Genomic DNA, 12,624 nt, shown 5'->3' on the forward strand with positions numbered 1-12,624 from the left:
AAAAGGACTTACACAGTTATGGCACAGGAACAAATCAGACCGGCATATCATATCACGGGCGGCAACGGGTGGATTAACGACCCCAACGGACTCGTTAAATTCAACGGCGAATATCACGCGTTTTATCAGTATTACGCGGAGGCTACTTATTGGGGACCCATGCACTGGGGACACGTGAAAAGCAAGGACTTGACGAATTGGGAGCGTTTGCCCGTTGCAATCCGACCCGACGAGCAAGACGACGGCTGCTTTTCGGGAAGCGCGATAGTGCACAACGGAAAGCTGTGGCTTATGTATACGAGTTTCAAGAAAAACGACGGCGGCGTGAGCGAACGGCAGTTGCAAGCTCTTGCTTCGTCGGAAGACGGCATACACTTTTTTAAGCACGGCATTGTGATAGGCGAAGAAGATTTGCCCGCAGAGTACTGCCCGTGGAGTTTCCGCGACCCCAAAGTGGTGCGAGCAAACGACGCGTTTTACTGTTTGGTAGCCGCCAAACGGCGCGGGGGCGGGGGCAGAATACTTTTATATAAATCCTGCGATTTGTTCGATTGGGAGTTCGTGCGCGACGTCACCGAAACCGACAGCGGCGGCAAGATGATAGAGTGCCCCGATTATTGCACACAACTCGGACTACTGACCTACAGCGAGCAGTTTCAGCCGCGCGAGGGTAATACTCATCTGAATATCCACAGTTCGTTTGCGCAATTCGGCTCGTTCGATTTCCAAAATCCGTTTGTGCCGAACGGCAAGCGGCAAATCATAGATTACGGGTTTGATTTCTACGCTTCGCAGACTTTTGCCGAAGAACCCGTTATGATAGGTTGGATGGGCATGTGGGACAGAAACTATCCTTGCGCAAAGTACGGTTTTGCGGGCATGCTTACCGTGCCGCGCCGACTGAGCAGGGAGGGCGACGAACTCATACAAACGCCCGTATACAAAGCAAAAAAGGTATGCGAAAAGTCGGTAAACAAGAAGCTGACCGACAATATTTCCGTGGGAGCCGTTCGCTTGGAAATAAAAGATTTGCGAGCGTTCGATTTGAAAATGCGCAAATCGGGCGATAACTACGCGAGCTTTACTCTCTTTGGCGACGAGTGGATATTCGACCGCTCGCGTGCGGGCGAGCGCATTGTGGGGGTGGAGGAAGACGACGATTCGCTTGCCGGCATTCGCCGCATGCCCTACCGCCGCGCGGAAACTGATACCGTGGAAATCGTTTTCGATAAGTTTTCGGTGGAAATTTTCGTGAACGGCAAAGCTCTCTCTTCCACGCTGTATCCCGACCCTTCCGCTGACGGACTCGAGCTGGAAATCGATTGCGGCGGTTGCGCCTACAGCCGCTACGAAATCGCAAAATAGTTAACCGTATATTATTTCTTTACTTTATTATAAATCAAAAACACCGTGCAACCTATGAAAAACACGAGCAGGATAAAGATATTCCACAGTACGTACTGTTTTGCGGGCAGTTCGCGCTTGGATAAAACTATAAGTCCGATAGTGGCGTAAACGTATTGCGCGGCTATAATCGGCGCGATTATCAGCCATACGGAAAACGCAAATAAAGTCATAATTCGTTTACCGCCTTTATGAGCTCGGCGGCGTCGGTTACCGTGTTTACGTATAAGCGCAGTTGCTTTGTGCCGCGCACGCGTGAAAGATATTTGCAAAGGTGTTTGCGCATTGTGCGCACCGCCACGGCGGGCGGGAAATACTCGAGCGCGTAAGAAATATGCTTCTTTATTATCTCTTTGAGCGTTTCTCGCGAGGTTTGCGTTTCATCGGCAAAAATATCCGGATTGCCTATCGCGCCGCGCCCTACGGCTACGCCCGCGCAACCGTACTCGGCGATTTTGGCTTCGGCATCCTCGCGGCAGGAGATATCGCCGTTGCCTATAACGGGAACGGTTACGGCTCTTGCAACCCGCGCTATTTCGTCCCAGTCGGCAACGCCGCCGTAACCCTGCTTTGTGGTTCTGCCGTGCACCGTGATTGCCGCCGCGCCCGCCTCCTGCATTTTTGCGGCGAACTCGGGCGCGTTTTTGTTTTCGTCGTAATATCCCAAACGGTGTTTTACCGTTACCGGTCTGCCGCCCGCCGCGCTCACGCATGCGCGAACTATATCCGCCGCGCGTTCGTGCTCGAGCATGAGCGCACTGCCCTCGCCGCATTTAGTTACTTTGGGCACGGGACACCCCATGTTTATATCGATTATATCGAAGCCCGACAAAGCGGGGAGAGAAAGAGCGCGGCAAAAAAAGTCGGGCTCGCTCCCGAAAAGCTGAACGCAAGACGGCGTTTCGTTGCCTGCGAGACGCAACAAAATTTCGGTTTTTTCGTTGCCGTATACAAGCCCTTTTACCGATACCATTTCGGTTACGGTGAGCGAAGCTCCGTAGTCGCGGCAAATGCGCCTAAACGCAACGTCGCCGTAACCCGCGAGCGGCGCAAGCGATATGAAAGGGCGGGCAAATTGTATGTTGCCGATTTTCATAACTTTGCAAAAAAGTCGGAAATTTGATTTTTTTGTTCCGCTTTTTCGAAATTTTCCTTGATTTTCGCCAAAAATTTATTGAGCGACACTTCGGCGTCGAAATTTTCTTCCGCCATTTTCGCCGCCAAAACAAACAGTTTTTTGGCGTATTTTTCTTCCGAGTTCGGAGCGGTTTCCGCCGACTTTTCAAGCTCGTCAAATCCGCCCGCGTTAACCTTTGCGAGCTTTTTGTATATCTTTTCGGCGGCGAGCAACGAGGGGAAATTTTGCGGCAAGCGGTTCAATTTGTCGGCGGTGGAAACGTAGCTTTTTTCTTCCGATTTCGCCGCTTCCCAGTAGCCGAGCGCTTCGTCGGCGTTCGCCGCTTTGTTCTCTCCGAAAATGTGGGTGTGGCGGTTCACGAGTTTGCCGCACAGCGTGCCGAGCACGTCCGAAAGCTCGAACTCGCCGAACCTGCGCCCCATGTTGCAGTGAAACACCGCTTGCAAAAGCACGTCGCCTATTTCTTCGGTCATGGCGTCTATGTCGCCGCCGTCGATTGCGTCAACGGCTTCGTAGGCTTCTTCTATTAAGTTAACGCGTATGCTCTCGTGAGTTTGCGCCTTGTCCCACGGGCAACCGTCGGGCGCAACGAGCCTGTCCATTATGCGGCACAGGTCGCCGAACGTGTACTTTTGCTTGTAAAATCCGCTTTGCGCCGCAACGTACAGTTCGCAAGAGTAGTCGTAGCCGCGTTGCATGTCAAGCTCGCAAAGTTTGATTTTGCGCAGAGCGTTCTTTATATATAAGGTTATTTCGGTTTCGTCGCCGTAATATTCCATAAGCCACAGCTTTAAGTCGCCCGCAAGATATGCGTCGTCTATTTCGGTAACGTGCAACGCAACCGAGGTGTCGAGGCAGGGACGGAGCGCAAGCGCGCTTGTTGCGCTGAGCCGCAAAAAGTCCGCGCCGAGTCCGCGAGAACGCGACGGAGCGACTCCGCGTATAATCTCGGTTTGAGTTTTTTGAGCGAGCGCCGCCGCGATTTCGTCCGCGCCGTCGCCGTCGGTGAGATATGCCGCGCTCGAGTGCTCGCGCTCGGCGTTCAATAAAACCGAGCATATTTTTTCGCACAGCTTTGTAAAATCGCTTTCCGACTCGTAGTATTCGTCGAGCGGCACAACGTGCGCAAACTCTTTGAGCACCGCCGCGCCCGCTTTGGTTTTGCCCGACCGCACAAACGCGTGTTTCGCAGTCGCTATCTTTTGCGCCGCGCTTTGCGTGAGGTCGCCTTTTTCTGTTCCTATTCCTATAACGGTTATCATGGCTATATTGTAGCAAAACGCCCGAGCATTTGTCAAATAACCGCATAACTTTTATGCCGCCGTTATTTCGCCGTCATATTTTTAACACAATGATTTATTATAATTACAGCATATTAAATCCGATAAAATTTCGCGGCGGCGTTTCCTCCTTTGTAAAATAAGTTTTTCATCATCTTCCTTTTTTCACAAAAGACGCCGCTGCGGATTTTATATCAAATAAGCCAATCCCAAATTCTTCCTTTGTAACAAAGAGCGCGTGCATGTAAATGTGCCGCGTTCTTTGTTTATAGGGGGGGGTAAGCCTTTTGGCGTCAAAAGGCTCGCGAAAACCGCAAGGGGGCGGAGCGATTTCGACGCGCCCCGCCCCCTTTGAACCCCCACCCTCCACGACTTCCCTGCGGGAAGCGATAAAGTTTAATACGGGAAACCCTGTCATTGCGAGCGGCGTAGCCGCGCGGCAATCTCAAGCGAAAGAACGAACGTCATTGCGAGCGAACGCAGTGAGCGCGGCAATCTCCTGCTTTAGAAAACAAAGGTATTCCCGCTTTTGGAGGCGCCCCAAAAGCGGGGCAAAAGGGCGGCGGGGACACTTTCGGCTGTGTCCCCTGCACCCCCGCAACGATAAGGGCGTTGCCCTTAACCCACACGCTAACGCGTAGAGGTTTTATTGCGGGTAACCGCTACTGTTTGGGGCTATCCCGTCATTGCGAGGGCATTTATGCCCGCGGCAATCTCAGCCGAGAGAAAGTAATAGTTGCTGTACTTGTTCCATGCAGGGGATTGCTTCGCTACGCTCGCAATGACATTAGGACGAAAATACTACAAAGAATTTTTTGTTCCGTCCTCGTTTTCGTATCCTACTAAGTAATCTACGGATATTCCATAAAAAATCGCAAGTTTAATACAATCCAAAACATTGTCGCTTAAAACCTGTCATTGCGAGCGAGCCATGCGAGCGTGGCAATCCCCTGCATGAGAAAATTATTCGTCTTTAATCCCCAATAAGTAGTCGGATGATACTCCGAAAAATTCACAAAGTTTAATCAATATATCAAACGAAGGCTCACGGTCGCCCGTTTCCCATTTTGCTACGGCGGCTTGCGATACTCCCAATTTTTTAGAAAACTCTACTTGTCCTATTCCGTTAATGGTACGTTCTGCTTTCAATCGTTCTTTGAATAATTTTTTCATGTTTATATTATGGCATATAGGAATAAAATTTTGTTTAATTATGGCAAATTGCCATAAAATGCTTGACTTATATTATGGCGATATGTCATAATATAGGTAATACGGAAAAAACAGCCATAGCACATTGTTTCAAAGGAGTGGTTTTTATGAAAAGCGAGGAAGAGGTTTTAGTTTCTTTAGCAAACGACGTTAGCGGTTTTATTATTATGTGTAGCGAAAAAGACGCTGAATTTTTAACTAAGCCGCACAATGACAGAAACATAGAAGAATACATGCGTGTTTTTACGTTGGCGTTTGCGTTCGGGTTTAGGGGAGCGTTTTTGCGAGTTGTAAATATAGCCGAGGAGAACGGCAGAGCGGACGAGCTTTTGGAGAACATGAAAGGGTGCGCTCATAATTTCCCTTTGGTTGAAAAGTGGGTTGAAGAGTTTATTTCGCAGATAAAAGATGAAGAGTTAAAAATTTTATCGCAACAGTTTTGGAAAGAAAAAAAGGAAAAGTTCGAAAAAGAAGGTTTCAGTTATGCAAACCTGTTTGGATTTGCATAAAAAGATTGCTTTTTTCTTGCAAAAGGGGTATAATGCTTTACGAAAATAAACGGTATTATTCGGAGGGCAAAACCATGGCAAAGAAACAGTTCAAAGCGGAGTCGAAAAAACTGCTCGACTTAATGATAAATTCCATTTACACCAACCGCGAAATATTTTTGCGCGAGCTTATAAGCAATTGCAGTGACGCGATAGATAAGCGGCACTTTATGAGCTTGACCGATTCGAAAATGGCGGCGGAGTTTTCCATAACGCTTGTGCCCGATAAAGCGGCGCGAACGCTCGCAATAACCGACAACGGGTGCGGCATGAACAAGTCGGAAATGGAGAACAATCTCGGCACAATCGCAAAGAGCGGCACTCTCGAGTTCAAGGAGAACCAAAAGACCGACGAAAATCTCATAGGGCAGTTCGGCGTGGGATTTTATTCGGCGTTTATGGTTGCCGACAAAGTAACCGTAATAAGTCTTAAAGCGGGCGAAACGCAGGCTTATAAATGGGAGAGCGAGGGCGCGGACGGCTACACCGTTACGGAGTGCGAAAAAGCCGAGGCGGGCACGGAAATCACTCTTCACCTCAAAGCGGACGACGAGGACTGCGAATACGGCGACTTTTTGGACGATTACCGCCTTACCAACCTTATCAAAAAATACTCGGATTATATCCGTTACCCCATAAAGTTGGGGGATAAAACGCTGAACAGCATGGTTCCTTTGTGGCGCAAGCGCAAAAGCGAGGTGAAACCCGAGGAATACGCGCAGTTTTACAAAGACAAGTTTTACGATTTCCGCGACCCCGCAAAGGTGTTTTCGGCGCAGGTGGAAGGTAACATAAACTACTCCATGCTTGCGTTCGTGCCCGAAAAAGCCCCTTACGACTACCACACCCGCGAGTACAAAAAGGGACTTTCGCTGTATAGCGGCGGCGTGCTCATAATGGAAAAATGTTCCGACCTGTTGCCCGACTATCTCGGATTTTTCAAGGGGCTTATCGATTCCGCAGATATCAGCCTTAACATATCGCGCGAGCTGTTGCAAAAGGACAGGCAGTTGCGGGCAATCGCAACCTCGCTCGAAAAGAAACTGCGCGGCGAGCTAAGTAAGTGGCTTAAGTCCGACCGCGAGGGCTACGAAAAAATGTTCGCCGAGTTCGGCAACTCCCTAAAGCTGGGCGCATACGACAATTTCGGCGCAAAGAAAGACGATATAAAAGACCTTTTGCTGTTCAAAACCTCCGACGACAAACTTGCGACTTTTGCCGAATACGTTTCGCGCATGAAAGAGGGGCAAGACAATATATATTACGCGTCGGGTGCGAGCGTGGAAGCAATAAAGGCGTTGCCGCAGGTGGAAATGTTCCTTGAAAAGGGATACGAAATACTTTGCCTGTTCGACGCGATAGACGAATTCGTGATAAAGGTGATAGAGAACTACGACGGCAAAAAGTTCGTTTCGGTTGCCGATAAGAACGCCGCCGCGGTTACCGACGAGCAAAAAGCCGAACTCGAGAAAAAGTCGGGCGACAGCGAAAAACTGCTCGCCAAAATGAAAGAAATACTTGCGGGAAAGGTGAAAGACGTTCGCCTTACCGCGCGGCTCAAGTCCGCCGCAGCCTGCATTACGAGCGACAGCGAAATATCGCTCGAAATGGAGCGGGTGCTCAAAGCCATGCCGGGGAGCGCGGGCATTTCCGCCGACCGCGTGCTCGAAATAAATCCCGACCACTCGGCGTTTGTTAAAATGGGCGAACTCGATTTGAGCGGCGAAAAGTTTGCCGACTACACCAACGCGCTTTACAACGCGGCGTTATTGCAAGAAAATTTGGCGGTAGATGACAGCGCGGCTCTCGCGGCTCTTTTGGTGAAACTTTTGTAAACTCTCACGGCAAAAGACTTCTCTTTAATTCGGAGAAGTCTTTTTGCGTTTACCGAGTCGTTGCGAGCGGTGTCACCATGTCATTGCGAGGGCACTTGTGCCCGCGGCAATCCCCTGCATGGAACAGGTAAAGTCACTGCTCAGTCCTCTCGGCTGAGATTGCCGCGTCGGGCTTCGCCCTCCTCGCAAAGACATATTGCCCGATGTTTTATATTTTTTGACATAGACAAAATCATTGCATAATATGGCGAAATATGTTATAATTCCCATTGCAACGGCATGCTTTCGTCATTGCGGGCAAGTGAAACGAGCGAAGCAATCTCGTTCATTAGAAAGATATCAAGGAGAGCGTAATTATGGAAATAAAAGTTTGTATCGGTTCGTCGTGCCACCTGCGCGGAAGCTACGAGGTGATAGAAAAGCTCAAATCGCTTATCGCGGAGCACTCGCTCGAAAACAAAGTGAACCTTGCGGCGAGTTTTTGCTTGGGCAAGTGCGGCGCGGGCGTTACGGTAACGGGCGACGGCGAATTTTGGGAGGGCGTAACTCCCGAAACGGTGGAAAGCATATTCAAAGAGAAAGTGCTCGGCAATAAATAAAACGGAAAAATGAGAGAATATCTTAATTTTAAGCAAGCAAATTGCAAAAACTGCTATAAATGTTTACGCGAGTGCCCCGTAAAGGCTATCACGGTGATAGGCGACAGGGCGAGAATACGCGAAGATTTGTGCGTGCTGTGCGGTCATTGCACGGGCGTTTGCAGTTTCAACGCCAAAGAGGTGGTAAACGATATCGCCGCGGTGAAAAAATTGCTCGCGGGCAAAAAGAAAGTTATCGCTTCGGTTGCGCCCGCGTTTGCGGCGAGTTTCGCGCCCGATTTCGTTGCTTTTAAGTCCGCGCTTAAGAGCCTCGGTTTTGCCGACGCGTTCGAAACGGCGGACGGCGCGCGCGAGGTTACGGACAGATACCGCAAACTGCTCGACGGCGGCACGTATCGCAATCTTATAGCTTCGGCTTGCCCCTCCATAGTCAGGCTTATGGAAATATACTACCCCGACGCGCTGAAATATCTTGCGCCGGTGGTAAGCCCCATGATAGCGCACGCCAAAATGCTCAAAGCGCAATATCCCGACTGCGCCATAGTGTTCTTAGGCCCTTGCATTGCCAAAAAGCGGGAAGCCGACGAAAGCGGCGTGATAGACGCCGCGCTCACCTTCGAGGAGCTCGCCGCAATGTTCGAGGAAAAAAATCTCGAACTGCCCGAGAGTGCGGAGGTTGCGGCAACCGCGGCGGCGGGAGAGGACGCGAACGGAGATAAAAAGAACGCGGCGAGGTATTATCCCATAAACCGCGGCATTATAAAGTCGTTCGAGGCATACTCGGACGGATACGAGTACATAAGCGTGGACGGACTCGCAAGGGCGAAAGAGGTGCTTGCCAACATAGACTCGCTTTCGGGCATGTTTATAGAAATGCACGCGTGCGAATTTTCCTGCATAAACGGACCGTGCGCGCTCAAAAAGGAACGCGGCGGCTTTATAAAGGCGACCGAAACGGTGCGTTCTTACGCAAAGACGGGCAAAGCCGAGCCTAATCCGATATCGGATATAAAACTCGACTGCAAATACAAAAAACTGCCCGACTCGCGCAAGACGCCGAGCGAAGAAGATATAAAGAGGATACTTGCCGAAACGGGCAAGCACTCGCCCGAAGACGAGCTCAACTGCGGGGCGTGCGGCTACAACACCTGCCGAGAAAAGGCGGCGGCTGTGTTCAACGGTCTTGCCGAAATAAGCATGTGCGTGCCGTACATGCGCGAGCGAGCCGAGGGACTGAGCTACGATATAATCCAAAACAGTCCCAACGGCATATTCGCGGTAGACGGCGAACTCGCCATAACCGAAATAAACGAAAAGGCGGCGCAGTTGCTGGGCGCGAACATAGCGGTAATAAAGGGCGATTTGCTCGAAAAGTATCACAATCCCGTGGATTTCTATGCCGCGCTTTACGATAACGAGTGTTTCACCGCCAAAAAAGTACTGCTCGAAAAAACGGGCAAGTGGGTGGAAATGACGGTGCGCAAAGTGAAAAACCAAAACACTTTGTTCTGCATAATGAAAGACATTACCGAGGACGTGGACTACAACGCCCGCATAAACAAGATAAAAGAGGAAACGGCGCAAGCCGCGAGCGAGGTTGTGAGCAAGCAGATGCGAGTGGTGCAGGAAATAGCATCGCTGCTCGGCGAAACCACCGCCGAAACCAAAATAGCGTTGCTTAAGCTCCGCGACGCGCTCGGAAAAGAGGCGGGAGAGGAGCGATGAACAGCGTTCTCGAATACGGTTATGTGTCGCTCAACAAGAAAAACGAAGAACTTTGCGGCGACAAAGTGGAGATGATACCCGCCGCCGACGGAGGGGCAACCCTCGTGCTCGCCGACGGCATGGGCAGCGGCGTGAAAGCCAACATTTTATCCACGCTTACGAGCAAAATTTTGTGCACTATGGCGGCGGCGAACGTGCCGCTCGAGGAGTGCATAGACACAATCGCGGGCTCTCTTCCCGTTTGCAAACAGCGCGGAGTTGCGTATTCCACCTTTTCGCTTCTTTCGGTAACGCCGGGCGGGAGCGCGTATCTCGCCGAGTTCGATAATCCGCCCGCCATACTTTTGCACGGCGGCAAATATACTCCGCTCGAACGCGCCGAACGCGTTTACAGCGGCAAAAAGCTGTATTTGAGCCGCTTTGCTTTCGAGCGCGGCGACGTTCTGCTCGTTATGAGCGACGGAGTTGTGCACGCGGGAGTGGGCGAAACGCTCAATTTCGGCTGGGACGTAAAGGAAATCCGCGAGTTTGCCGAAATTCAGTACGACCCCGCGCTTTCGGCTCGCACCATGGCGAGCATAATGGCAAACGCGTGTTACGAGCTTTACGGTCACCGCCCCGGCGACGACACCACCGTGCTTGCGGTTAAGTTCCGCGCCCCGCTCTCGGTAAACATGATGATTGGTCCGCCCTCCAGCCCCGAAAGCGACGGCTTGGTGGTGCAAGAGTTTATGGCGCACGACGGCAAAAAGGTAGTGTGCGGCGGCACGAGCAGTCAGGTTGTGGCTCGCGAACTCAAAACGCAGGTAACAACGAGCTTCGATTACATAGATAAAGACGTTCCGCCCATAGGGTACATAAACGGCATAGACTTAACTTGCGAGGGAGTGCTCACGCTCAAAAAATTGCTAACTTACGCCGACAAGTACGTTTCGGTATCCGACCCCGATATTAAGATGTTTAAGGGCAAAGACGGAGCGAGTCTGCTCGCAAATCTGCTGCTTATAGAGGCGAGCGAAGTAAATCTTTTTGTGGGCAGAGGGGTAAACCTCGCGCACGAGGGCTTGGGAATAGACAACAAAACAAAGCTCGACTCGGTGGTAAAGTTGATAAACATTCTCAAATCGCTCAACAAAAAGGTTGAAATCAAGTATTATTGAAGCATGAGATTGCCGCGGGCACAAGTGCCCTCGCAATGACGGGTACACACTTGCCCCCCCCGTGTCATTGCGAGGAGTCCGCAGGACGACGAAGCAATCCCATACATGAGGACACTTTAGCCCCTCTATTGTCATTGCGAGGAGTCCGCAGGACGACGAAGCAATCCCCTGCATGAGAAAGAATATTAAAAGAAAAAGAAACGGTAAAAAATATGGATAGAGTATTCGACACAAAAGTACAGTTATTAAAGTATAAAGTTGTAAAAGCGGTAATCGAGCGGGCGTATGCCGACAACCTCGACCAAGCGGTATACGAAATACCCAAAGAAATAGTTCCCGGTCCCAAGTCGGATATGCGGTGTTGCATATACAAGGAGCGAGCGGTGCTTTCCGAGCGCGTGCGCATGGCAATGGGCGGCGACAAAGACAATCCCAACATTATAGAAACCCTTCCCGTGGCGTGCGACGAGTGCCCCATGGAAAGTTATTTCGTAACTCCCGCATGCCGCGGCTGTATTAACCACAAGTGCATGGAATCTTGCCCGCGCGGCGCGATAACCATAGTGAACCGCACGGCGCAAATAGACGCCGAAAAGTGCATAGAGTGCGGCAAGTGCGCAAAAAGTTGCCCGTACGGCGCGATAATAGAGCTTGCCCGACCTTGCGTAAAGGCGTGCAAAATTAAAGCGCTCAAGATAAACGAGGACAAAACCGCCGTAATAGATAACGACAAGTGCGTAATGTGCGGCGCGTGCGTATACAGTTGCCCGTTCGGCGCGATTGTGGACAAGTCTTACGTGCTCGACTGCGTGGAAATACTCAAGGAAGCGGAAAAAACCAAGCGCAAGGTATACGCCATAATCGCGCCCGCAATAGTGAGCCAATTCAAATACGCCAAAATAGAGCAGATTGTGGAAGGCATAAAAAAGCTGGGCTTCCACCAAGTTATAGAAACCGCCATGGGCGCGGACATCACGCTCGGCAAGGAAATGGAAGAACTCAAAGAAAAGGACAAGATGACCACGAGTTGTTGCCCCAGCTTTGTAATGTATATAGAAAAGCATTTCCCCAAATTAAAGCAATATATTTCGTCGTCGCCCAGCCCCATGGTGGAGGTTGCGCAACTCATAAAACGCACCTCGCCCGACAGCAAAGTGGTGTTTATAGGTCCGTGCGCTTCCAAAAAGTACGAATACAAGCTCGAAAAAACGGGCGGAGCGGTGGACTGCGTGATTTCGTTCGAAGAATTGCAGGCGTTTTTGGACGCTCGCGGCATAGACGTTGCAACCCTCGAGGAGTCGCCGCTAAACAACGCGTCCAAATACGGCAGAATTTTCGCAAAGAGCGGCGGCATTACTCAGGGCGTGAAAGAGCTTAAAGAAAAGTACGGCGTCACCAAAGAAATTTGCCCCATCGCGCTCAACGGTCTCGAGCAAATAAGGATAAACATGCTTAAAATGAACGCAGGCAAACTGCCCGAAAACTTTATAGAGGGCATGGCGTGCGAGGGCGGTTGCCTAAACGGTCCGCTTTGCTTAAGCCACGGCGACAAAAACATTGTGGACGTGGACAAATACGGCGCACAAGCCCGCGAGCAAGACATTGCGGCGAGCATGACGCTTTACGAAATGACAAAAGAAATGAAAAAATGACGCGTCGGGCATCGGCTCATACTGCGTCAAATTTGCTCCACCCTGTCATTGCGAGGGGCTTGCCCCGCGGC

General features: G+C 50.7%; 11 protein-coding genes. 7 read left to right on the forward strand and 4 right to left on the reverse strand.

What is annotated here, in order from left to right; all coding sequences use genetic code 11:
- Window positions 1-18: 18 nt before the first annotated feature.
- Window positions 19-1,365: a glycoside hydrolase family 32 protein gene (locus NFR55_RS02155; protein ID WP_251545775.1), complete on the forward strand. Its 1,347-nt coding sequence runs from the start codon at window positions 19-21 to the stop codon at window positions 1,363-1,365.
- 11 nt (window positions 1,366-1,376) lie between these two features.
- Here the strand turns inward: NFR55_RS02155 and NFR55_RS02160 are convergent, their stop codons facing one another.
- From NFR55_RS02160 to NFR55_RS02175, 4 genes are all read right to left on the reverse strand, one after another.
- The gene (locus NFR55_RS02160) at window positions 1,377-1,577 is read right to left on the reverse strand and encodes a hypothetical protein (RefSeq protein ID WP_251545776.1); all 201 of its coding nucleotides are present in this window, start codon (window positions 1,575-1,577) and stop codon (window positions 1,377-1,379) included.
- On the reverse strand, window positions 1,574-2,500 hold the full coding sequence (dusB, locus tag NFR55_RS02165) for a tRNA dihydrouridine synthase DusB (protein ID WP_251545777.1): 927 nt from the start codon (window positions 2,498-2,500) through the stop codon (window positions 1,574-1,576). Before dusB ends, NFR55_RS02160 begins: the two co-directional genes overlap by 4 nt.
- Window positions 2,497-3,804: a MazG family protein gene (locus NFR55_RS02170; protein WP_251545779.1), complete on the reverse strand. Its 1,308-nt coding sequence runs from the start codon at window positions 3,802-3,804 to the stop codon at window positions 2,497-2,499. The genes dusB and NFR55_RS02170 overlap by 4 nt, the downstream gene beginning before the upstream one ends.
- A 981-nt stretch (window positions 3,805-4,785) precedes the next feature.
- Entirely contained in the window at window positions 4,786-4,995 is a 210-nt protein-coding gene (locus NFR55_RS02175; RefSeq protein ID WP_251545781.1) for a helix-turn-helix domain-containing protein, read from the reverse strand.
- A gap of 146 nt (window positions 4,996-5,141) precedes the next feature.
- On the opposite strand from NFR55_RS02175, the gene NFR55_RS02180 reads away from it, so the two are divergent.
- The 6 genes from NFR55_RS02180 to NFR55_RS02205 all read left to right on the forward strand — a co-directional run bounded on the left by NFR55_RS02180 (window position 5,142) and on the right by NFR55_RS02205 (window position 12,553).
- Window positions 5,142-5,543: a hypothetical protein gene (locus NFR55_RS02180; protein ID WP_251545783.1), complete on the forward strand. Its 402-nt coding sequence runs from the start codon at window positions 5,142-5,144 to the stop codon at window positions 5,541-5,543.
- A 74-nt stretch (window positions 5,544-5,617) separates the two neighbouring features.
- The gene (gene htpG / locus NFR55_RS02185; RefSeq protein WP_251545785.1) at window positions 5,618-7,417 is read left to right on the forward strand and encodes a molecular chaperone HtpG; all 1,800 of its coding nucleotides are present in this window, start codon (window positions 5,618-5,620) and stop codon (window positions 7,415-7,417) included.
- Window positions 7,418-7,773: 356 nt separating this feature from the next.
- Window positions 7,774-8,016: a (2Fe-2S) ferredoxin domain-containing protein gene (locus NFR55_RS02190; RefSeq protein WP_251545787.1), complete on the forward strand. Its 243-nt coding sequence runs from the start codon at window positions 7,774-7,776 to the stop codon at window positions 8,014-8,016.
- Between the two features lie 9 nt (window positions 8,017-8,025).
- Window positions 8,026-9,741: a [Fe-Fe] hydrogenase large subunit C-terminal domain-containing protein gene (locus tag NFR55_RS02195; RefSeq protein ID WP_251545789.1), complete on the forward strand. Its 1,716-nt coding sequence runs from the start codon at window positions 8,026-8,028 to the stop codon at window positions 9,739-9,741.
- Entirely contained in the window at window positions 9,738-10,901 is a 1,164-nt protein-coding gene (locus NFR55_RS02200) for a SpoIIE family protein phosphatase (protein ID WP_251545791.1), read from the forward strand. Before NFR55_RS02195 ends, NFR55_RS02200 begins: the two co-directional genes overlap by 4 nt.
- 212 nt (window positions 10,902-11,113) lie before the next feature.
- Window positions 11,114-12,553: a 4Fe-4S dicluster domain-containing protein gene (locus NFR55_RS02205; protein WP_251545793.1), complete on the forward strand. Its 1,440-nt coding sequence runs from the start codon at window positions 11,114-11,116 to the stop codon at window positions 12,551-12,553.
- Window positions 12,554-12,624: the final 71 nt, after the last annotated feature.

Origin of the sequence: Pumilibacter intestinalis (assembly GCF_943193005.1) — a bacterium.
Taxonomy (GTDB): Bacteria; Bacillota; Clostridia; order Christensenellales; family Pumilibacteraceae; genus Pumilibacter; species Pumilibacter intestinalis.